Source organism: Streptoalloteichus hindustanus, assembly GCF_900129375.1.
GTDB classification, from domain to species: Bacteria; Actinomycetota; Actinomycetes; order Mycobacteriales; family Pseudonocardiaceae; genus Streptoalloteichus; species Streptoalloteichus hindustanus.
In genome coordinates this window covers 304,379-324,727 of sequence record NZ_FQVN01000003.1, presented here as the reverse complement: position 1 = coordinate 324,727, position 20,349 = coordinate 304,379, and the positions used below count along the sequence as shown (strand labels likewise).

Annotated in this window: 20 protein-coding genes and 1 tRNA gene; 15 read left to right on the top strand and 6 right to left on the bottom strand. The window is 72.6% G+C overall.

Going from position 1 to position 20,349, the window contains the following annotated elements; translation table 11 throughout:
- Positions 1-67 precede the first annotated feature (67 nt).
- The 5 genes from BUE43_RS10670 to BUE43_RS10650 all read left to right on the top strand — a co-directional run bounded on the left by BUE43_RS10670 (position 68) and on the right by BUE43_RS10650 (position 4,057).
- Positions 68-151, top strand: a tRNA-Leu gene (locus tag BUE43_RS10670).
- A gap of 330 nt (positions 152-481) precedes the next feature.
- Positions 482-859 carry a GntR family transcriptional regulator gene (locus BUE43_RS10665; protein ID WP_073481602.1) on the top strand — a complete coding sequence of 126 codons (378 nt, stop codon included), beginning with the start codon at positions 482-484 and terminating at the stop codon, positions 857-859.
- Positions 860-898: 39 nt separating this feature from the next.
- On the top strand, positions 899-1,711 hold the full coding sequence (locus BUE43_RS10660) for an ATP-binding cassette domain-containing protein (RefSeq protein ID WP_234995648.1): 813 nt from the start codon (positions 899-901) through the stop codon (positions 1,709-1,711).
- Complete coding sequence (locus BUE43_RS10655) at positions 1,708-2,682, top strand: hypothetical protein (RefSeq protein ID WP_073481597.1); 975 nt, start codon at positions 1,708-1,710, stop codon at positions 2,680-2,682. Before BUE43_RS10660 ends, BUE43_RS10655 begins: the two co-directional genes overlap by 4 nt.
- Positions 2,683-2,767: 85 nt before the next feature.
- A complete protein-coding gene (locus tag BUE43_RS10650; RefSeq protein WP_073481594.1) occupies positions 2,768-4,057 on the top strand; it encodes a glycosyltransferase 87 family protein in 1,290 nt (429 codons plus the stop codon).
- Positions 4,058-4,111: 54 nt separating this feature from the next.
- Here the strand turns inward: BUE43_RS10650 and BUE43_RS10645 are convergent, their stop codons facing one another.
- Together BUE43_RS10645 and BUE43_RS10640 are read right to left on the bottom strand one after the other, a co-directional pair.
- On the bottom strand, positions 4,112-4,660 hold the full coding sequence (locus tag BUE43_RS10645) for a phospholipase (RefSeq protein ID WP_327083436.1): 549 nt from the start codon (positions 4,658-4,660) through the stop codon (positions 4,112-4,114).
- 156 nt (positions 4,661-4,816) lie between these two features.
- A complete protein-coding gene (locus tag BUE43_RS10640; RefSeq protein WP_073481588.1) occupies positions 4,817-5,329 on the bottom strand; it encodes an amino-acid N-acetyltransferase in 513 nt (170 codons plus the stop codon).
- 670 nt (positions 5,330-5,999) lie between these two features.
- On the opposite strand from BUE43_RS10640, the gene rimO reads away from it, so the two are divergent.
- The 7 genes from rimO (at position 6,000) to BUE43_RS10605 (ending at position 13,456) form a co-directional block, all read left to right on the top strand.
- Positions 6,000-7,394, top strand: coding sequence for a 30S ribosomal protein S12 methylthiotransferase RimO (rimO, locus tag BUE43_RS10635; protein ID WP_407697117.1), 1,395 nt, complete (start codon positions 6,000-6,002; stop codon positions 7,392-7,394).
- A complete protein-coding gene (pgsA, locus tag BUE43_RS10630) occupies positions 7,391-8,038 on the top strand; it encodes a CDP-diacylglycerol--glycerol-3-phosphate 3-phosphatidyltransferase (RefSeq protein WP_083959561.1) in 648 nt (215 codons plus the stop codon). Before rimO ends, pgsA begins: the two co-directional genes overlap by 4 nt.
- A 53-nt stretch (positions 8,039-8,091) precedes the next feature.
- On the top strand, positions 8,092-8,562 hold the full coding sequence (locus BUE43_RS10625; protein WP_143174122.1) for a CinA family protein: 471 nt from the start codon (positions 8,092-8,094) through the stop codon (positions 8,560-8,562).
- A 258-nt stretch (positions 8,563-8,820) separates the two neighbouring features.
- Positions 8,821-9,291 carry a helix-turn-helix domain-containing protein gene (locus BUE43_RS10620; protein ID WP_073481584.1) on the top strand — a complete coding sequence of 157 codons (471 nt, stop codon included), beginning with the start codon at positions 8,821-8,823 and terminating at the stop codon, positions 9,289-9,291.
- A gap of 441 nt (positions 9,292-9,732) precedes the next feature.
- Positions 9,733-10,572 carry a PspA/IM30 family protein gene (locus tag BUE43_RS10615; RefSeq protein ID WP_073481581.1) on the top strand — a complete coding sequence of 280 codons (840 nt, stop codon included), beginning with the start codon at positions 9,733-9,735 and terminating at the stop codon, positions 10,570-10,572.
- A gap of 14 nt (positions 10,573-10,586) precedes the next feature.
- Positions 10,587-11,579, top strand: a complete 993-nt coding sequence (pspM, locus tag BUE43_RS10610) for a phage shock envelope stress response protein PspM (protein WP_083959559.1) — start codon at positions 10,587-10,589, stop codon at positions 11,577-11,579.
- A 614-nt stretch (positions 11,580-12,193) separates the two neighbouring features.
- The gene (locus BUE43_RS10605; RefSeq protein WP_083959558.1) at positions 12,194-13,456 is read left to right on the top strand and encodes a solute carrier family 23 protein; all 1,263 of its coding nucleotides are present in this window, start codon (positions 12,194-12,196) and stop codon (positions 13,454-13,456) included.
- Here BUE43_RS10605 and BUE43_RS10600 read toward each other — a convergent pair.
- Genes BUE43_RS10600 through BUE43_RS10590 form a run of 3 tightly spaced genes read right to left on the bottom strand, consistent with a single transcriptional unit; the run spans position 13,414 to position 15,849 of the window.
- A complete protein-coding gene (locus tag BUE43_RS10600) occupies positions 13,414-14,274 on the bottom strand; it encodes a DNA-formamidopyrimidine glycosylase family protein (RefSeq protein ID WP_073481575.1) in 861 nt (286 codons plus the stop codon). The two genes, BUE43_RS10605 and BUE43_RS10600, sit on opposite strands and share 43 nt — an antisense overlap.
- A 52-nt stretch (positions 14,275-14,326) precedes the next feature.
- The gene (locus tag BUE43_RS10595; protein WP_073481572.1) at positions 14,327-14,983 is read right to left on the bottom strand and encodes a LysE family translocator; all 657 of its coding nucleotides are present in this window, start codon (positions 14,981-14,983) and stop codon (positions 14,327-14,329) included.
- The gene (locus BUE43_RS10590) at positions 14,980-15,849 is read right to left on the bottom strand and encodes a ParA family protein (protein ID WP_073481570.1); all 870 of its coding nucleotides are present in this window, start codon (positions 15,847-15,849) and stop codon (positions 14,980-14,982) included. The genes BUE43_RS10595 and BUE43_RS10590 overlap by 4 nt, the downstream gene beginning before the upstream one ends.
- Before the next feature lie 122 nt (positions 15,850-15,971).
- Here BUE43_RS10590 and BUE43_RS10585 point away from each other — a divergent pair, with 122 nt between their 5' ends.
- Entirely contained in the window at positions 15,972-16,700 is a 729-nt protein-coding gene (locus tag BUE43_RS10585; RefSeq protein WP_073481567.1) for a class I SAM-dependent methyltransferase, read from the top strand.
- Here BUE43_RS10585 and BUE43_RS10580 read toward each other — a convergent pair.
- Positions 16,692-18,008 carry an MFS transporter gene (locus tag BUE43_RS10580; RefSeq protein WP_200797455.1) on the bottom strand — a complete coding sequence of 439 codons (1,317 nt, stop codon included), beginning with the start codon at positions 18,006-18,008 and terminating at the stop codon, positions 16,692-16,694. The genes BUE43_RS10585 and BUE43_RS10580 overlap by 9 nt on opposite strands.
- Before the next feature lie 240 nt (positions 18,009-18,248).
- Here BUE43_RS10580 and BUE43_RS10575 point away from each other — a divergent pair, with 240 nt between their 5' ends.
- Together BUE43_RS10575 and BUE43_RS10570 are read left to right on the top strand one after the other, a co-directional pair.
- On the top strand, positions 18,249-19,532 hold the full coding sequence (locus tag BUE43_RS10575) for a DNA polymerase IV (protein ID WP_073482576.1): 1,284 nt from the start codon (positions 18,249-18,251) through the stop codon (positions 19,530-19,532).
- Positions 19,533-19,650: 118 nt separating this feature from the next.
- Complete coding sequence (locus tag BUE43_RS10570) at positions 19,651-20,049, top strand: DUF3040 domain-containing protein (protein WP_073481565.1); 399 nt, start codon at positions 19,651-19,653, stop codon at positions 20,047-20,049.
- Positions 20,050-20,349: the final 300 nt, after the last annotated feature.

Below are 20,349 nucleotides of genomic sequence, written 5' to 3'. Positions count from 1 at the left end.
CGATTTTGGTTCTCGCGGCTGTTCCGTATATTCTTGCCAGGAACGCGGCGAACAGCCGCGACCACCGGTCCGGGTGGCGGAATGGCAGACGCGCTAGCTTGAGGTGCTAGTCCCCGTATAGGGGGTGGGGGTTCAAGTCCCCCCTCGGACACAATCCCGTGGCTTTCCCGCCACAGCTTTCTCTTCGACAGGCACCCCGCTCAGCGGGGTGCCTGTCGCTTTTCCACTTTTGGGGACCGGAGCGGCTCGCGTGGACGTCCGGGTTGGTGTGGCAGCCGCTTTCGCGGTCCTGTTTCCTGTTGTTGGTGTCGTGAATGTCACTGTGGTACCGGAGGGTGCGCGAGCGGCGCCCCTCGCCGGTGCCGCGTTGTCGCCCAGGTCGGTCCGCCCCCGGGCCCATGGCGCGGCCGGTCGATCTTGACAAGCCGGCCGCGAGTTCGGTACCTGTGGTTTCACTATGTGATTAGTGGAAGGGTTGAGGTTGATCGACTTCCGGATCGACCGACGTTCCGGGGTGGCCACCTACCTGCAGCTGGTGAACCAGGTGAAGCAGGCGCTGCGGCTCGGGCTGGTCGGCCCGGGCGACCGGTTGCCGACCGCGAAGGACGTGGTGGCGCGGACCGGGATCAACCCCAACACCGTGCTGAAGGCGTACCGCGAACTGGAACGCGAGGGGCTGGTCGAACCCCGCCCGGGGTTGGGCACCTTCGTGCGCCGGTCGCTGGCGACGCCGGGCGTGGCCGAGGACTCGCCGCTCCGCGGGGACCTGCTGGAGTGGATGGACCGGGCGCGCCAGCTCGGCATGGGCCGGGAGGACGTGGAGGCGTTGTTCCGGGCCGTGCTGGACCAGCGGTTCTGAGCTGCGACAGGGGGAGCGTTGTCCGATCCGGGTGTTGCCGTGCGCGCCGAGGGCCTCGGCCTGCGCCGCCGGCGTGGATGGGCGCTGCGCGACTGTTCCTTCGAGCTGCCGGCCGGCTCGGTGACGGCGTTGGTCGGGGCGAACGGGGCCGGCAAGAGCACCCTGCTCAAGATCGCGGCGGGGCTGCTCCGGCCGAGCGAGGGCGCGGTCGCCACGCGCGGGAGCGTCGGCTTCGTGGCCCAGGACAAGCCGCTCTACCGCGGCTTCACCGTGGCCGAGATGCTCCGGTTCGGTCGCGTGACGAACGCGGAGGACTGGGACGACACCTACGCGCGCCAGCTCGTCGGCGAGGCGGCGTTGCCGCTGTCCGCCAAGGTGAACAGGCTGTCGGGTGGGGAACGTGCCCGGCTCGCGCTCGTGCTCGCCCTGGCTCGTCGCCCCGACGTCCTGCTGCTGGACGAGCCACTGTCCGAAATGGACCCGGTGGCCCGTGAGGATGTCCTCCGCACGCTCATGGTCGCGGTCGCCGAGACCGGTGTGACCGTCGTGCTCTCGACGCATGTGGTCTCCGACCTCGACGGGGTGTGCGATCACCTGCTGCTGCTCGACCGGGGCGTCGTCCAGTTGGCGGGCGAGGTCGAGGAGTTGCTCGACAACCACCGCGTGGTGCTCGCCGGGCGGGGCGACCTCGGCGACCACCAGGTGATCCTGGGCCGTGGCGGCGAACACCGGGGAACCACCCTGGTGCGGGTGACCGGCGAGCTCGACGTGCCCGAGGAACTGGTCAGCGCACCCGGACTGGAAGAACTGGTTATCGCCTACCTGCGCGCGAACCGGGGAGTGGCGGCATGATCTGGCTGGCTTGGCGGCAGCACCGCGCCGCGCTGTGCGCCCTCGGTGTCTACGTGCTGGCCGTGGTCGCGCTGATGGTCTACTACCGCTCCACCATGCTCGCGGAGGTCGACGCGCGACATGTGTGGAACTGCCTGCCTGACGAGCGAACGCAGGCATGCCTCAGGAACAGGTCGTACTGGCAACTCTGGGCAATCAGCGTGCCTGCTGCGCGGAACGTGTTCTGGGCACTCGCGGGGTACATGGTGCTCGCGGGTGTCTTCGCCGGTGCTCCAGCGTTCGGTCGCGAGTTGGAGCAGGGCACCCACCTGCTCGCGCTGAGCCAGTCCGTGCGCCCCCGTCGGTGGTTCTTCGTGAAGCTGGGAATGGTCGCCGTTCCGGCCCTGCTGGGCGCGGTGGTGCTCGGTCTGGTCCGCGCGTGGTGGGTTTCCTCGCTCGGCGACCTGATGGGGGCGCGGGAGCGGTTCCAGCCCGGCCAGTTCGAGGTGCAGCCGCTCACCATGGTCGGCTACACGGTGTTCGCCCTCGCCCTGGGTGTCGCGTGTGGACTGTTGGTCCGGCGGGTGGTGCCCGCGATGGCGCTGACGTTGGTGGGCGCGGTGGGCGTGATGTACGTCGTGGGGCGGTTTCTTCGTCCTCACTATCGACCGCCCGTCGTCGGGCAGTTCGATCGGGCGGAATTCCAGACGGACCGAGCTCGCTGGAGTCTGCGCCAGGACGTCATCGTCGACCTCGCCGGCGGCGACGTCGACGGAGCCAGGCGTGACGCCGTGCTGCGCGCCTGTGACGGGCCGTGGGGCAGCAGGGCGTTCGAGGGGTGTCTGGTGGACCACGGACTGAGGTTGGCCAGCTTCGTGCACCCCGGTCACCGGTTCTGGTTGTTCCAGGGCATCGAGTTCGGCCTGTTCGCGCTCCTGGCGGGTGTTCTCGTCGCGGTCGCCGTCTGGTTGCTGCGCAGGCGCATGAGCTGATCGACCGCGCAGCCCGGGGTCGGGTGGCGTTTTCGCGGGTCCCCATTCCACTAAGGAACTAGTGAAATAGGTAAGGAGCGCTCTCGTGCTGCGCCGACGTCCTGTCCCGACCGCACTCCTCACGCCCAGGCCCCGGAACGCGCTGGCCGCGGGCGTCGCGGTCCTGGCAGTCGCCCTCTACGCGGTGCAGGCGTACGTCTGGCCGCTGGAGCGCTGGTTCATGTTCGACCTGGACATCTACCGCCAGGGTGGCCGGGCGCTCCTGGAGGGAACCGGGCTGTACACCGCTCACTTCAACGGCCTGCCGTTCACCAACACCCCGTTCAGCGCTTTGTTGTTCGCCGGCCTGGCGGTGATGCCCATGGCCGCGGCCCGGCTCGTCATGGCGGGACTGACGATCGGTGCGCTGGTCCTGGCCGTGTGGTGCGTGACAAAGCTTGTCGGGATGCCCGTGCGACAGCGCTTCGCCGTCGTGGCGACCGCCTCCGCGGTGGGGCTCTGGCTGGAACCGGTCCAGGGCAGCCTGACCTACGGCCAGGTCAACGTCGTCCTGATGGCGTTGGTGTTGCTGGACTTCGTCCTTCCCCGCCGTGTCATGGGGATCGGGATCGGACTGGCCACGGCGGTCAAGCTGACGCCCGGCCTGTTCGTCGTCTATCTCCTGCTGACCCGGAGGTTCCGTGCCGTCGGGGTGGCGTCCGCGACGGTGATCGGCACCGTCGCACTCGGTTTCCTGGTGGCACCGCAGGAGTCCGGCCAGTACTGGTCCGGCGAGTTCATGAAGGCGTCCCGAATCGGCGGCGACGTCTACTACTTCGGCAACCAGTCCCTGCGGGCGCTTCTCGGTCGACTGACGAGCTCCACAATGGACAGTCCGCTGCTGGCGCTGTCCTGGTTCGTGATCGTCGCGCTGGTCGCCTTCCTGGGCCTGCGCGCCGCCTTGCGGCTGCACCGCCGGGGTTCCGAACTGGGCGGGATACTGACCTGTGCGCTGACCGCCCTGCTCATCTCGCCGGTTTCCTGGCACCACCACTGGGTCTGGTGCGTCCCGCTGGTGGTTCACCTGTGGCTGGCGGGACGGCGGCGCCTCACCGTGGGACTGGTGGTCCTGCTCGCCACCTGGCCCAAGCCGGGCAAGGCGTTCCCGTTGCCCGAGGGGTTGTTGGGCGCGGGATTCCCGCTCTCCGAGCTCTACGTCGTGCTCGGGCTCATCGTGCTGGGTGTGGTTGTCCGGGCCACAAGGGCGGGGAAGGCGCCCGATGGTCGGCTCGTGCCCGATGTCGGGGCTGCCGTCGGCACGATCCTGGATGAGTCGGACGGAGAGGACCGCGCCCGGCGTTTGGTCTCGCCAGGGCAGCGGCGCGGCTCAACCTGAGGAGCGCGAGATGACGGGCACGGGGCGCGCGAGGGGTCGCGCGCCCCGCCGGTGTCACTTGGCGTCGGCTGCGGCGACGGCCTGGGCCTCGTGGCGGACCGAGTCGATGGTCAGCACCTCGGCGGTGGTGGCGCCGCTGCCGCCGAACTTCCGCACCGCGTGGTAGTAGATGTCCGCGGTGCGCTTGCAGGTCCAGCTGTCGTCGCAGATCGAGTACATGTCGGCGCGGAAGTTGTCGTCGATGCGCTTGCGGTTGTCCTTGGTGAACCGGCTCTGCTTCTTGTAGTTGCGGTAGCCGAAGTCGTGGCGCTGGCACGCGGGGAGGAAGTCGTAGCCCAGCGGCGCGTCCGGGGACTTGGAACAGCCGTCGGAGGACCAGTCGAGCTGCTTGGAGTGCGGGCGCTTGGCGCGGAGCGAGTGGAACTGCGACAGCGACTTCGAGAACAGGTACTCGTCGGTGACGCTTCTGAGCTTGGCCGGGGTCAGGGCGGCCTCGGCGGTGCCGACCCCGACGAACAGCGACGCGCAGGCGGCCAGGACGGCGGCGGTGAGGGCGCCCCGGGCGGTCCGGCGCGGGGCCGCGGGGGCAGGGGTGGTGGCCACGACACGTGCTCCCTTCATGGGATGATCAAGTCATCCGCTTTCGTAGTGGGAGCGCTGTGTGCCGCACCACCCTCCGAAGGAGCCTTCGGGGTGAATGTCAGGTGATCAGTCGGCGACGCGGCGTGCGGGGAGCGCGGTCGCGGTCACCCGCTCGCCTCACCGGGGCAGTTCGAGGAGCATCCTGCTGTTGCCCAGGGTGTTCGGCTTGACGTAGGGCAGGTCCAGGAACTCCGCCACGCCCTCGTCCGCGGAGCGCCGCATCTCCTCGTAGACCTCGGGGGCCACCGGAGTGCCGGAGATCTCCACGAACCCGTGCGCCGCGAAGAACGCGGTCTCGAAGGTGAGCACGAAGATGCGGCTCAGGTTGAGGTCCACCGCGACGTCGACGAGCCGGCGCACCAGCGCGTGCCCCACGCCCCGGCCCCTGGCGCCGGGGTCGACCGCCACCGTGCGGATCTCCGCCAGGTCCTCCCACAGCACGTGCAGCGCGCCGCAACCGATGATCCGCCCGCCCTCGTCGGCGACCCAGAACTCCTGGACGTCCTCGTAGAGGGTGACGAGCTGCTTGCTGAGCAGGACCTTGCCGGCGTACTGGTCCACGAGGGCCTTGATCGCACGGACATCACTCGTACGGGCCCTGCGCACCACGAACCCGGGTTGATCTGGCACGACGGAGAGACTAGTCCTCGTCACCCCGGACGTCGTCGGGTGTGGAACGCGCGGAGAACCGTCGATTCCGGATTCCGGTTTCCGCCACCACCGGCGGACGAGGCGCTTCCGGGTGAAATGACAGCCGTTTCCACAACGGCTGACGCGGGAACGACGTCCAAAACCCGATCCGGACGCCGATTGGGCCCCGTGACGGGCGTCCGGACCCTGAACGGTCGTTTCCCGAGAACGGGACGAGGCCACCAGGGCGAGGCGTCCTGGCTGGGAGGCGGACGGAAGGGACGGGGCGCCCCCGGCTGGGATCGCCTGTCGGGCAGGTGAGGACCAGCGCTGTCCTGAACCTCAGCGAGAGTGCCCAGAGGTTCCGCCCGCGGCTGGATCGCCCCCGCTATTCCACCTTTGGCAAAGCGGAGGGAACACGTATTCGGATTGAGGCGGCACTGCGTGGTCCCCGCGCGGATGGAAGGGGTCCCATCGGGCTCGGACGGCGGTGGCGGCGAACTGACGAGCAGCCCGTGCGAACCTGGGCGGGAAAATCGGGAAAACCGGGCAGCAGGCAGTGGAGCGCGGCGGACGGTGGTGGTGGACCGAGACCGCGATTTCCAGGGGGGCCGGGTGCGCCGGCTACCCTGACGGCGTGTCTACCCCTGTCAACTCCCGTCGTGTCGCCATGGTGACCCTCGGCTGCGCCCGCAACGAGGTGGACTCCGAGGAGCTCGCCGGACGGCTCAGCGCCGACGGCTGGCAGCTGGTGGACGCCGACCAGGACGCCGACGTCGTCGTGGTCAACACCTGCGGCTTCGTCGAGTCCGCCAAGCAGGACTCGGTCGACACGGTGCTCAGCGCGGCCGACACCGGCGCGAAGGTCGTCGCCGTCGGCTGCATGGCCGAGCGCTACGGCGCCGAGCTCGCCGAGCACCTGCCGGAGGCCAACGCGGTCCTCGGCTTCGACCACTACCCGACGCTGGGCGCGCGACTGGACGACGTCGTGGCCGGGCGGGCGGTCGAGTCGCACCAGCCCGTCGACCGGCGCACCCTGCTGCCCATCACGCCCGTGCAGCGGCCCAGGGCCGCCGAGCAGGTCTCGCTGCCCGGCCACGGCTGGGTGGGCGGCGCCCGCCCGGTCCGCCGCCGGCTCGACGACTCACCGCTGGCCCCGCTCAAGCTCGCCTCCGGCTGCGACCGGCGCTGCTCGTTCTGCGCGATCCCGTCCTTCCGCGGCGCGTTCGTCTCCCGCCCGGCCGACGAGCTGCTCGGCGAGGCCGCTTGGCTGGCCGAGCAGGGCGTGCGCGAGCTGTTCCTGGTCAGCGAGAACTCCACTTCCTACGGCAAGGACCTCGGCGACGTGCGCGCGCTGGAGCGCCTGCTGCCGCGCCTGGCGGCGGTGCCGGGGATCGACCGGGTCCGCGTGTCCTACCTCCAGCCGGCCGAGACCCGGCCGGGGCTGGTGCGCGCCATCGCCACCACGCCCGGGGTCGTGCCCTACTTCGACCTGTCGTTCCAGCACTCCAGCGAGGCGGTGCTGCGCCGCATGCGGCGGTTCGGCTCCACCGAGTCGTTCCTCGCGCTGGTCGAGCAGATCCGCGGGCTGGCCCCGAAGGCTGGCATCCGCAGCAACGTGATCGTCGGCTTCCCCGGCGAGACCGAGGAGGACCTGGCCGAGCTGGAGCGCTTCCTGACCGAGGCCCGGCTGGACGCGGTCGGCGTGTTCGGCTACTCGGACGAGGACGGCACCGAGGCCGCCGGCTTCGACGGCAAGCTGGACGCCGACGTCGTCGCCGAGCGCGTGTCCCGGATCTCCGCGCTGGTCGACGAGGTGACCTCGCAGCGGGCCGAGGAACGCGTCGGCGAGGAGGTCGAGGTCCTCGTCGGCCAGGCCGAGAGCGACGAGGAGGACTGCCTCGGCTGGGCGGCGCACCAGGCGCCCGAGGTCGACGGCGAGTGCGTGGTCGTGGGCGGCTCCGGCCTGGTCATCGGCGACCTGGTGCGGGCGCGGGTCGTGGAGACCGCCGGGGTCGACCTGGTCGTCAAGCCGCTCGAGGTGCTGCCGAGGGACCGCACGTGACCGGTGGCGGCGCCGGTGCGGGAGACCACCCGGCGGAGCTCACCCCGGGCTCCGGGCAGCCGGCGCCGCAGCGGCAGGTGCCGCTGCTCAACGTGGCCAACGTGCTCACCATGACGCGGCTGCTGCTGGTCCCGGTCTTCCTGCTGACGTTGTTCACCGCGGGTGGCCACGACCAGCTGTGGCGGCTGGTGGCCAGCGGCGTGTTCGCCGTGGCCTCGATCACCGACCGGATCGACGGCGACCTGGCCCGGCGGCACGGCCTCATCACCGACTTCGGCAAGATCGCCGACCCGATCGCCGACAAGGCGCTCATCGGCTCGGCCCTGGTCGGGCTGAGCATGCTCGGCGATCTGCCCTGGTGGGTGACGATCGTGATCGCGGTCAGGGAGGTCGGGGTGACCCTGCTCCGGTTCTGGGTGATCCGGCACGGGGTCATCGCGGCCAGCCGGGGCGGCAAGGCCAAGACCCTGGCCCAGGTGGTCGCGCTCGGGCTGTACCTGCTGCCGTTGCCGGCCGCGCTCGGCCCGCTGCTGGTCGCCGCCATGGGGGTCGCCGTGCTGCTCACGGTGGTCACCGGGGTGGACTACCTCGTGCGGGCGGTTCGGCTGCGGGCCGGCGCCCGGGCCACGACCGGCGCGTCGTGACCGGTTCCCGTCCCGCCGAGCCGGACCTCGGGCCGCTGCCGGGGATCGTCGGGCTGCCGGCCGGTGAGCTGGTCGGTGTCGTCGAGCGGCTGCGCCGCCGGGGCGAGACCGTCGCCACGGCCGAGTCGTTGACCGCCGGTCTGGTGTGCGCGGTGCTGACCGCGGTGCCCGGGGCGAGCGCGGTCGTCCGGGGCGGCCTGGTCGTCTACGCCACCGACCTGAAGACCGACCTCGCCGGGGTCGACCCCGCGCTGCTGGCGCGGGAAGGCGCCGTGCACCCGGAGGTCGCCGCGCGGTTGGCGGCGGGCGCCCGGAGCCGGTGCGCGGCGACCTGGGGCCTGGGGCTGACCGGGGTGGCCGGGCCGGACTCGCAGGACGGCGTCGCGCCCGGCACCGTGCACCTCGGACTGGCCGGCCCTCCGGGGGTCACCGTGCGGTCGGTGTCCGTAGACGGTGATCGGCAGTCGGTGCGCGCCGGCGCGGTGCGGTCGGCCGTCCGCCTCCTGGCTTCCGCGCTCGGGTGACACTCGTTCGGTCACGGACGGTAGTGGGGGCTCGGTGGCCAGCCGACCATCGAGTGATCATCGTGACGTGGGGAACGACGGGGCTCCCACGAGCGTTGGTAGTGCGTGTCCCCGTCTTCGGTGATCGGTCACGCCCCGTGCGGACCGTTCGCCCTGGGCGGACGGTTGGGTGATCTCGCTGTGCGCGTCGTGCCCGATCGGTAACGTGGTCGACACGGGCGTCGGCTCGGACGGCGCCCGGCCGAAAGGAGGCGCGCGATGGCCCTGTTGCTGCGCGAGGCGATCGGCGAGCGGCTGCGCCGCACCCGCACCGCCCAACGGCGCACACTGCGGGAGGTCTCGCGCGCCGCCCGCGTGAGCCTGGGGTACCTGTCCGAGGTGGAGCGGGGTCGCAAGGAGCCGTCCAGCGAGCTGCTGGCGGCGATCTGCACCGCCCTGGAACTGCCGCTGTCGGAGCTGCTCAACAACGTCGCCCTGGACATCCGGCGTGGCGAGCCCGCCGTCCCCGTGCTGCCGGCCCCGGCCTCCGGCGAGGGCCGCGAGGCGGCCGCCGGCCGCGACGGCGAGACCGAGGCCGGCAAGCTCGTGCCGGCCGTCGTCGGCACGGACCTGGCCGACCTGCGGTTGCAACCCGTCCTCAGCCACCGGCTGCCGGCCTCGATCGGCACGGCGCAGATGGGCGGCAAGCAGCTCAACGCGACCTGCAAGCAGGTGATCGTGGCGGCCTGACGGCCGTCCCCCGGTGACGTCGTGAGGTGGGCGAGCGGTCGACCGACCGCTCGCCCACGTGTTTCTTTCGGGTCTCCGTCGGCTCACGAACCGTCACCGTTCGATCATGGGCCGGCCCGGGTGAGTAAGCTGCCACGTGGTGACAGGCCGTCACCACGTGCTGGCCCCGTTCAGGTGATTGTGGCCCGCCCGCCCGGCGGCGTTCCCCGCCGGCCGTCCGACCGAGGGGGAGTTCGCCAGGTCGGCGGACCCGGGGGCGGAGCCGCGCCCGCCGCGAGCGCGGCGTCGACCTCGAAGATCAGGGGGAACCCTGAGATGTCCCGGGGTCGGTGGAACCCGTCACGCGCACCTGACACGATGGAACCAGCACCGGAACCAGCTCGTTGTCCGGTCGACACGCCTCGCGAGATCGGGCAAGTAGGGGAGAAGGCAGGCGGAGGTATGGCCAACGCGTTCGTGAAGTTCTGGAAGTACCTGATGGCGTCGTTCTCGTCGAAGATCGACGAGCACGCCGACCCGAAGGTGCAGATCCAGCAGGCCATCGAGGAGGCGCAGCGGCAGCACCAGGCGCTCTCCCAGCAGGCCGCCGCCGTGATCGGGAACCAGCGTCAGCTCGAGATGAAGCTGAACCGGCAGCTCGGGGAGATTGAGAAGCTGCAGGCCTCGGCCCGGCAGGCGCTGGTGATGGCCGACCAGGCCCGTGCCCAGGGCGACCTGGCCAAGGCGCAGCAGTACGAGCAGAGCGCCCAGGCGTTCGCCACCCAGCTCGTCACCGCCGAGCAGAGCGTCGAGGACCTGAAGGTCCTGCACGACCAGGCGCTGGGCGCCGCCGAGCAGGCCAAGCAGGCCGTCGAGCGCAACGCCATGGTGCTCCAGCAGAAGCTCGCCGAGCGCACCAAGCTGCTCAGCCAGCTCGAGCAGGCCAAGATGCAGGAGCAGGTGTCCTCCTCGCTGCGGCAGATGACCGAGCTGGCCGCCCCCAGCAACACGCCGTCGCTGGAGGAGGTCCGGGAGAAGATCGAGCGGCGCTACGCGACCGCGGTCGGCCAGGCCGAGCTCGCGCAGAACTCCGTGCAGGGCCGGATGCTGGAGGTGCAGCAGTCGACCGTCGACATGGCCGGCGCCTCCCGCCTGGAGCAGATCCGCGCCTCGCTGCACGGCGGTTCGCTGGCCTCGGGCACCGGCGCCGCCGGCCAGGTCACCGGTGGGCAGGCCGTCACGCCGCAGCCCGCGCAGCCGCAGCCCAACATCCAGCAGCACCCGCAGCCCGGCCAGGCCTGAGCGGTACCGCGGTCATGGGGGCGGGGGAGGACTGGCGGGAGATCGCCCGCCAGGCCAAGCAGGAGTGGCGGGAGCACGTCCGCAGGCACCAGGGCGAGCTGCGCGAGCATCTCCGCGCGCAGCACGGCGCGCTGCGGGAGGAGCTCCGCAGGCACCACCGTGAGGTTCGGGAGCAGCTCCGCGGGCGGCACGTCAGTCCTCCCGCGCCCGCCCCGAGAGACGTCGTCAAGCAGGCGGCGCAGGCCGCCACGCCGGTGGTCGGCGAGGTCGGCCGCAGTCTCATGGACGGGCTGCGCGGCAAGGTGGCGGCGTGGCAGGACCCCCGGGCCAAGGCCCTGCGGCAGCGCCGCAGGGCCAGCCGCGCCCTCCGCTTCCGCGGCTGGGTGGCCGGCATCAGCGGCGGGGCCACCGCCACGGCCGTGGTCACCGGCGCCACTCCCGAGTCGTTCATCGTCGGTGGCGGCGCCGCCACTGCCCTGTTCGCCGCGCTCGCGGTGAGCGCGGGCCTGCGGTCGCGGCGGTTGCACCGCGAGCCGTTGCCGGAGGCGCCGGCGCGCCCGCCCGAGCTGCCTCCCGTCGGTTCGTTGGCCAGGGAGCCGATGGAGCGACTGGCCGGCGCCGAGCAGAGCCTCGCCGAGCTGTTGCGCCAGCTCACCGTGCCCGACTCGCACGGCGTGACCGCGGTCCCGGCGGAGTCCGTCGCGGACACCCGGGATTCCGCGAAGGAGGTGGCGGACGGGCTGCGCCGCCTCGCCGCGCGGCTGCGCGCGGTGGAACTGGCCAGGGACGCCGCCCCTGCCAGCGAGCGCCACGCGCTCGAGGAGGACGTGGTGCGGCTGCGGGCCCAGCTCGACGAGGGTGTGGACGACTACGGGCGGTTGGTGGTCGCCGCGGGGCGGGCCGTCGCCGCCAGCGCGGGCAGTGGGCCCCGGCAGGCGCTTGAGGACGCCACCGACCGGCTCGCCGGTCTCGCGGCCGCGCTGCGGGAACTCGGCCACACCACCTGAACGGGTGACAAGCCCCTGTCTCCTGGGGAGTATTCCCCACCGGGAGCAGGGGCTTCTCCCGTCGATTGTGCTTGATCTCATAACGAGCGGCGCCGCACATCAACCGATGTGGTCCGGCGGAGCCCCACTGCGGTGCGGTGCGGTCGTGTTTCGGTGGCCGATTGGTCATCCTGGTCTCCGTGTGCGATTTCCGGAAAACGTCGTGGTTGTCGGACTGGCGGATGGATGGCGATCGCGGCCCCGCACCGCCGCGCCCGCGCCCGTCCACCTCGGCCGTGCGAATCCCCTGCCGCACTCCAGGAATCCGCCGTCTCGGCAGCCCGAGCGGTCCCTCGTCACCAGTCCTCGTCGGGGAGGATGCGGGCAGGGGCCGACATTTCCGGCGCTGGGTGTCGAGAACGGCGCCATTGGGCTGTCGTCGTGTCCGAATTCGGGTTTCCCGAACTGGTGGCCCCCGGTGCGCCTCGCACAGGAATCGGCACTGTCCGTGGCGATCTCACACCGGGCGTGTCACCCCGTTTGCGATCTTTCGTCATTTCGGGTGATGACCAGGTAGTTTCCTGCCCCGGATCGCTCCTACCTGGTGCGGAGCGAACGGAGCACGGGAGGGCCCTGTGGCGCTGTGGACCCTGCACGGCGACGGACGTCGGGTGGCCGACGGCGCCGTCGTCGCCCCGGACGAGCGGCTGACCTGGCCGCTGACCGTGGGCCTCGGCCTCCAGCACGTCATCGCGATGTTCGGGGCCACCCTGCTGGTGCCGGTCACCACCGGCTTCCCGGTGACCACGACGCTGCTGTTCTCCGGCGTCGGCACCCTGCTCTTCCTGGCCATCACCCGGAACCGGGTCCCCAGCTACCTGGGCTCCTCCTTCGCCTTCCTCGCGCCGTTCGCGGCCGCGCAGAAGGCGGGGGCCGGCCCCGCGGAGCAGCTCGGCGGCGTGCTCGTCGCCGGCCTGGCGCTGGTCGTGGTGGGCGTCGCGGTCAAGGCGCTGGGCGTGCGGCTGCTGGAGGCGGTGATGCCGCCGGTGGTCACCGGCGCGGTCGTGGCGCTCATCGGCCTGAACCTGGCCCCGGCGGCCACCCAGTCCTTCGCCACCCAGCCGCTGGTCGGCCTGGTGACCCTGGCCGCGATCCTCGGCGTCGGCGTGCTCGGCCGCGGCCTGCTGTCCCGGGTGTCGGTGCTGGTCGGCGTGGTCCTGGGCTGGGTCTTCGCCGCCCTGACCGGCGGGCTGGACCCGCAGCGGGTGGACGCCCTGCGGGAGGCCGCGTGGTTCGGCCTGCCGCACCTGACCACCCCGCAGGTGCGGCCCTCGGTGGTGCTGCTGGTCCTGCCGGTGGTGGTCGTGCTGGTCGCCGAGAACGTGGGCCATGTCAAGGCGGTGGCCGCGATGACCGGCCGCAACCTCGACTCCGCCGCCGGCGACGCGCTGATCGGGGACGGCGTCGCCACGACGCTCGCCGGCCTCGGCGGCGGTTCGGGCACCACGACCTACGCGGAGAACATCGGCGTCATGGCCGCGACCCGCGTGTACTCGACGGCGGCCTACGTCGTCGCGGCGGTGGCCGCGATCGTCCTGTCCTTCTCGCCGAAGTTCAACGCGCTGGTGTTCACCGTCCCCGGTGGCGTGATCGGCGGCGCGACGCTCGTGCTCTACGGCCTGATCGGCCTGATCGGCGTGCGGATCTGGATCGACAACAAGGTCGACCTCACCGAGCCGGTCAACCTCATGGTCGTGGCGGCGGCGCTGATCGCCGGCATCGGCAACCTGACGCTCAGCGTCGGCGGTCTCGAGCTGGGTGGCATCGCCTGGGGCTCGCTGGGGATCATCGCCCTCTACCCGCTGCTGCGGCGGCTGCGCCCCGCCTCCGGCGCCTGAGCCGCGGCCCCGGCAGCCGGCGCGGGCCGGGGCCCGTGCTGGCAGCGGGGGCAGTAGTACGCCACCCGCTCGCGCGTGCCCTCGCCCTGCGTGCCCGTCCGCACGGCGGTGCCGCACCGCCGGCACGGTCGCCCGGTCCGCTCGAACACCCAGTGCTGGGCGTCGCGCCCCAGTTCGCCGGTGGTCGACTGCTCGGGCCGGGCCGCGTTGCGCAGCAGCAGCTTGCGGCTCCACCGCACCGCCGCCCGGACGTCCACATCGGACACCGGAGCCCACGGCGAGACGCCGAGCAGGAAGCAGACCTCGGTCTTGTAGAGGTTGCCCAGCCCGGCGACGGCCGTCTGGTCCAACAGGGCCAGACCGACCTCCCGGTCCGGGTCGCGCAGCAGCCGCTCGACCGCCTCGTCCTCCTGCTGGCGGCCCCACACCGGGTCCAGCAGGTCGGGGCCGAGGTGGCCGACGAGCCGGAACTCCTCCGCGGTGGGCAGCAACGCCATGTCGTGCAGGCGGAAGCCCACCGCGACGCGGTGCTCGTTGGCGAGCACGGCGCGCACCTGGTGCGCGGGTCCGCGCCACCGCTCCTCCGGCCGGTACAGGTGCCACGAGCCGTCCAACCGGAAGTGGGTGTGCAGCGTCGTCTGGTCGTCGAACCGGAACAGCAGGTGCTTGCCGACCGAGCGGACGCAGAGCACCACCCGGCCGGCGAGGTCCACGGTGGACAGCCGGGGGTGTCGGAGCTCGCCCCTGGTCAGGCGTTGCCTGGCCAGCGCCGTGTGCAGTCGCCGGCCGGCGAGGTAGACGGTGTCGCCCTCCGGCACGGCTCAAGTGTGTCGTGTCGGACCGACATGCGCGGGAGCCATCAGGTGGAGTTCACCGACCGTCCAACGCCACCCGGACACCGAAGCCGACCAGCACCGCGGCCATGGCCCGGTCCAGCCACCGCTTCACCCGCTCCCTGGCCAGAAGGCGGCGCGCCCTGGCCGCCAGCCAGACCACACCGGACAGCCACACCGCGCCGGCGCTGACGTGGATGCCGATCAGCAGCAGCGCCCAGCCGGCCGCGCCGCTCCCCCCTGCGGGCAGGAACTGCGGCAGCAACGACATGTAGAACACGCCGACCTTGGGGTTGAGCAGGTTGGTCACCAGACCGGAGCGGAACGCGACCAGCGGCCGCGCGCCACTCGCCACGACCTCCGCCGAGAGCGCCGTCGCGCCGGCGTCCCCGACCCGGCCCCGGTCCCGCCACGACCGCCACAACGCGCTCGCCCCGAGCCAGAGCAGGTAGGCGGCGCCGGCGTAGCGGATCACGTCGTAGGCGAGCTGGGAGGCGCGCAGCAGCGCCGTCAGGCCCGCCACGCTGGCGACGCCCCAGGCCACCGACCCTGCTCCGATCCCGGCCACCGCCGCCAACCCCGCGCGTCGGCCGCCGAGCGCGGTCGAACGGAGTGTGAACATCGTGTCCAGGCCGGGGCTCATCGCCACCAGCAGCGCCGCGACGGTGTAGGCCAGCAGGGAGGCGCTGGTCATTCCGTCTCCTCGTCGTGGCTGTCGTCGTCGTGGAACATCTCGTCGTGGGCGTAGTCGTCCATCGGGTCCACGCGCCGCCGTCGCCCCGCCCGCAGCACTCGTGCCAGCAGCAGGTTGAACCCGAGTGCGACCTCGCGGGCGCCCGGCGTACCCCACTGGTGGATGGGCATGCACGCGCCCTGCGCCTGCTGGACCGCCAGCCGGTCCGGCAGGGCGACCGGCATGACCAGCGGCCCGAAGATCTCCCGCAGCTCGTTGATCCGGAATTGGTGCTCGTGGGAGCGCGGGCGCACCCGGTTCACCACCACGCCCAGCGGCTGCAGGTCGGGGTTGTGCCGCTCGCGCTCCGCCTGCACGGCCTCGAAGGCCCGCTGGACGCCGGAGACGGCGAACATCGTCGGCTCGGTGACCAGCAGCGCGCGGTCCGCGGCCACCAGGGCCGACCGCGTGAGCTGGCCCAGCGACGGCGGGCAGTCCAGCAGCACGAGCTGGTACGGCAGGTCCCCGTCGGCGGCCACTTCGTTGATCTTCGTCAGCACCTTGCCCAGCCGGCTCAGCCGACGCAGGCCGGGGTCCGGGTCGTTGTGCCCCTCCACCTCCTCGGACCCGACCAGCACGTCCAGACCCTCGCCCCAGGCGCTGGGGGCCACCGCGGCCTCCAGCACCGACCGCTTCGGGTCCTCCAGGACGTCCGACAGACTCGCGTCGGTCTCGGCCGGTTCCAACGTCGCAGTGGCGTTGCACTGCGGGTCGAGGTCGACGACCAGGGTGCGGACGCCACGCCGTAGCGCTGCCGAGGCCAGCCCCAGCACCACGGTCGTCTTGCCCACGCCACCCTTCAGGCTCAGCACGGCCACCGTATGCACGGCGAGCAGCCTAAGGGCTGATCGCCGGTTTCCGTCCGAGTCCTCGCCGGTCGGGGTGCCGGTCGTTCCCGCCACCCGGGTCTGGGCCCGTGGTGAACCGCAGGTCGAATAGGCTTCGCGGCATGCGAACCGACGCCGTGCAGCGGGTGCTGGAGGCCGAGCTCGTCGCCGCGCGCGAGCGCCGGGACGGCGCGGACCCGCTGGTGCTCGACGTGGGCGGGGGCAGCGGGGTGTGGGCGGTGCCGCTGGCCGCCGCCGGCTGCCTGGTCACCGTGATCGACTCCAGCCCGAACGCGCTGGCGACGCTGCGGCGCCGGGCCCAGGAGGCCGGTGTGGCGGAGCGGGTCACCGCGGTGCAGGGCGACGCCGACGCCCTGGCCGACGTGGTGCCGGACGCGGGGGTCGACCTCGTGCTCGGGCACGGCGTGCTGGAGGTGGTCGACGACGCGGAGACGGCGATCGCCGCGCTGGCCGCCGCCGCCCGACCGGGTGGCGCAGTCTCGGTGCTGGTCGCCAACCGGTATGCGGCGGTGCTCGGCCGCGCCCTGGCCGGACGGCTCGGCGACGCGCGCCGGCTGCTCGACGACCCGCACGGCCGGGTCGGCGCGCACGACCCGGTGCTGCGGCGGTTCGACAGCGCCGGGCTGAGCGAGCTGGTCGCCGGCGCCGGCCTGGCCGTCGAGGTGCTCCAGGGCCACGGCGTGGTCAGCGACCTGGTGCCCGGCGCCGTCCTGGAGGCCCAGGGCGCCGCCGAGGCGCTGGCCGACCTGGAGCTGGCCGCCGCGCACCGCTCGCCGCTGCGGGACGTCGCCACCCGGCTGCACGCGCTGGGCCGCCGCGCCTCAGCCTGAGCTCCCGCCGGCCGGGGCGTTCGCCGTCGGGATCGGCGCGGCCCCCTCGGACCTCCTGGCGGGCACCAGGAGGATGGCCACCGCGCCGACCAGCGCGACCGCGGCGAAGACGACGAAGTTCCAGGCGACCGCGAGGCCGGAGCCGAGCACCAGGCCGCCCACCAGCGGCCCGCAAATCGCCCCCAGCCGGCCGAACCCCAGGGACCAGCCCAACGCGGTCGCGCGGCGCTGGGGCGGGTGGTACCGGGCCACGTAGGCGTTGACCAGGTTCTGGGTGCCGATGGTCCCGAAGCCGCCGAGCGCGACCAGCACGTGGAGCACGGCGGTCGGGGGACCGACCGCCATCAGCCCGATCGAGCCGCACGCCACCAGGAAGGCGGTGCCGATCAGGAGCTTCGAGCCGAACCGGTCGGCGCACCAGCCGCCCAGCACCGAGCCGACGATCGATCCGACGTTGAACACCACCAGGAAGGTCAGCGACGAGCCCAGCGGGTAGCCGGCGGCCCGCATGATCTGCGGCAGCCAGGTGTTGACCCCGTACACCAGGAGCAGGCCGCAGAACGACGCCGCCCAGAACGCGGCGGTGGCCAGCGCGGCCGGGCCGACGAAGAGCCCGCGGACGGCCGCACGGGGCGGTTCCGGCGCCACGTCCCGCGCGACGGGGGGTTCCAGGCGGAAGCGCGTGGCCACCGCGGCGGCCTCGGCCAGCCGGCCCCTGGCGACGAGGTGGTCGAGGGACTCCGGCAGCCAGCGCAGGGCGACGGGGACGAGCAGGAGCGCGAGCGCGCCGACGCCGTACATCAGCCGCCACTCGTCGCGGGGGAGCAGGAGGGCGAGCCCCGCCGAGGCCATGCCGCCGACCGCGTAGCCGGAGAACACCGTGGCGAAGGTGAGGTTGCGGTGCCGCGGCGGCGCGTACTCGACCGCGAGCGCGCTGACCGTCGGCATCATCCCGCCCAGCCCGAGGCCGGCCACGAACCGCAGCAGGCCGAAGGTCGTCGGGTCCGGCGCGAAGGCGCAGAGCAGCATCGCCACGGAGAACCAGGCGACGGACAGCAGGACGGTGCGGCGCCGGCCGACGACGTCGCTCACGGTGCCGACGACGACCGCGCCGAGCAGCATCCCCACGAGGACGTAGCTGCCGATCGCGCCGGCCTGCTCCGGCGACAGGCCCCACTCCCTCGTCAGCGTCGGCAGGGTGGCGCCGTAGACGACCAGGTCGTATCCGTCGAACACCATCGCCAGGCCGCAGACGGCCACGGCGCTCAGGCACGTGCGGCCGTTCCGGCCCGCACCGGTTGCGGTCATGATCCCCTCCCGCCCGATCGTCGCAAGCGCCGGCCGTCGACGGGAAGGCCGGCTACCTGTCACCGTCGTCCCAAATGCTGTCGCCCCCGGCTGTTCCAGCCCTGCCGCGTTCCGGTTTCCGGGCGCGCGGGTCAGTCGGGCGAGTGGCCCGACTCGTGAGGGAGGAGGCGCGTCGGCGGCCGGACGTACACTGCGACGACGCGTCGAACGGGCGTTCGAGACTGTCGGGGAGTGGTCGGTGTGGGGCGCAGCGGCGACCTGCCGAAGGCGTTGCGGCCCTCCACGAACGGGCCGGACGGGCCGCCGCCCGACGACACGGGGTGCACGATCCTGCACGTGGACATGGACGCGTTCTACGCGTCCGTGGAGACCCGGGGCCGCCCCGAGCTGCGGGGCCGACCGGTGGTCGTCGGCGGGCTGGGACCCCGCGGCGTCGTCTCGTCGGCCAACTACGCCGCGCGCGCCTTCGGCGTCCGGTCGGCGATGCCGACCGCCCGGGCCCGCCGGCTGTGCCCCCACGCCGTCTACCTGCCGCCGGACTTCCGGCGCTACCAGGAGGTCTCCCGCGGCGTCATGGCGATCTTCGGGGAGGTCACCCCGCTGGTCGAGCCGCTGAGCCTGGACGAGGCGTTCCTGGACGTCGCGGGGGCCCTGCGGCGCACGGGCAGCACGCCGGGCGGCATCGCCGCCGGGATCCGGGCCCGGGTCGCGGCCGAGCACGGCATCACCTGCTCGGTCGGGGTGGCGCCCACCAAGTTCGTCGCCAAGCTCGCCTCCGGCATGGCCAAACCCGACGGCCTGCTCGTCGTGCCGGCCGACCGCGTCCTCGACGTCCTGCACCCCCTCCCGGTCTCGGCCCTGTGGGGGGTGGGGGCGCGCACCGCCGAACAACTGCGGCGCGTGGGTCTGGAGACCGTCGCCGACATCGCCCACTCTCCGCTGCCCCGGCTGCGGCGGACCATCGGCGCCGCGGCCGCCGAGCACCTGCACGCGTTGGCCAACGGCAGGGACGACCGCCAGGTGGTGCCGGACGCGGCGGAGAAGTCGGTCGGCGCGGAGGAGACGTTCGACACTGATCTGTACGACCGGGTGGTGTTGCGTCGGGAGCTGCTCCGGCTGGCGGAGCGCGCGGCGGCCGCGCTCCGCGCCCGCGGACTGCGCGGGCGCACCGTCTCGATCAAGGTTCGGTTCGCCGACTTCACCACGATCACCCGTTCGCGGACCCTCCCGGTGGCCACGGACGTGGCCCGCGAGGTCTACGCGGTTGCGAGGGACCTGTTCGACAATCACGTGCCGGACGGCGCGATTCGGCTGGTCGGCGTGCGGATGGAGCAGCTCGTCGACGCCGCGCGCGCCGTCGAGCAGCTCACGTTCGACGGCCCGGAACGGGGCTGGCGGGACGCGGAGATCGCCGCCGACGTCGCCAGGACGAGGTTCGGCTCTTCGGCGGTACGGCCCGCCTCCCTGCTGCCCCGAGAGGGTGGAGTGGGCAACAGCGCGAAACGCGAGGGTGGGACCGGGTAGTCGCGGCGTCGCGCGACTCGTATCCTCAACGGTGACGCACCCAAGGCGGGGTGCCCGCCGGGTCCGGCGGCAACCGTGATCACCCGGCGCCCGCGACCGCTGTGCCGGAGGAGGAGCCATGCCACTCTCCGAGCACGAGCAGCGACTGCTCGAGCAGATCGAGCGCGCGCTCTACGCCGAGGACCCGAAGTTCGCATCGACCGTGCGCGGCGCCCAGCTCCACCGGCCGTCCCGCCGTCGACGTCTCCAGGGTGTCGCGCTGTTCGTGTTGGGCCTGGTGTTGCTGGTGCTCGGGGTGGCGCTGCCGGTGCAGCTGGCCGACATCCCGGTGATCAGCGTGCTGGGCTTCCTGGTGATGTTCGGCGGAGCCGTGTTCACCCTGACCGCGTTGGGTCGCGGTGAGCCGGCGGCCGAGGACGACGCCCCCGCGGACAGCGCGGCCAAGCCGCGGCGCGGGAGTTCCTTCGCGCAGCGCATGGAGGAGCGCTTCCGCCGTCGCTTCGAGGATGATCAGTAGACCGACCCGCAACGGGCGCGCCGGACTTCCCGCCGCGCCCGTTTTCGCGTGTCCAGATCACTTCACGTTGGGTGTCGCCTGGGTCTGTCGTGCAGCAGGTCAACCTTCCCAGTGGAGCAGAGCGGGCTGACACTTCTCGCCCTGTGTCACTCGTTGGAGTGGGAGTTGTCCACAGGCTCGTCGGTTGTCCACAGGAGCTCGTGGTGCGGTGTCGGCGCAGGGGTCTTGGCCGATAGGCTGGAGCGGGGCTCGCCCCCCGGGACGGGTGGGGGCTGACCTGGGGCGGGGGTTCGGCGAGGC

Bases quoted from the DNA above. Each gene is read 5' to 3' on its own strand.
- BUE43_RS10655 (WP_073481597.1), top strand. From the start codon at position 1,708: ATGATCTGGCTGGCTTGGCGGCAGCACCGCGCCGCGCTGTGCGCCCTC.
- rimO (WP_407697117.1), top strand. From the start codon at position 6,000: ATGGTGACCCTCGGCTGCGCCCGCAACGAGGTGGACTCCGAGGAGCTC.
- BUE43_RS10620 (WP_073481584.1), top strand. From the start codon at position 8,821: ATGGCCCTGTTGCTGCGCGAGGCGATCGGCGAGCGGCTGCGCCGCACC.
- BUE43_RS10615 (WP_073481581.1), top strand. From the start codon at position 9,733: ATGGCCAACGCGTTCGTGAAGTTCTGGAAGTACCTGATGGCGTCGTTC.
- pspM (WP_083959559.1), top strand. From the start codon at position 10,587: ATGGGGGCGGGGGAGGACTGGCGGGAGATCGCCCGCCAGGCCAAGCAG.
- BUE43_RS10595 (WP_073481572.1), bottom strand. From the start codon at position 14,983: ATGACCAGCGCCTCCCTGCTGGCCTACACCGTCGCGGCGCTGCTGGTG.
- BUE43_RS10585 (WP_073481567.1), top strand. From the start codon at position 15,972: ATGCGAACCGACGCCGTGCAGCGGGTGCTGGAGGCCGAGCTCGTCGCC.
- BUE43_RS10580 (WP_200797455.1), bottom strand. From the start codon at position 18,008: ATGACCGCAACCGGTGCGGGCCGGAACGGCCGCACGTGCCTGAGCGCC.
- BUE43_RS10570 (WP_073481565.1), top strand. From the start codon at position 19,651: ATGCCACTCTCCGAGCACGAGCAGCGACTGCTCGAGCAGATCGAGCGC.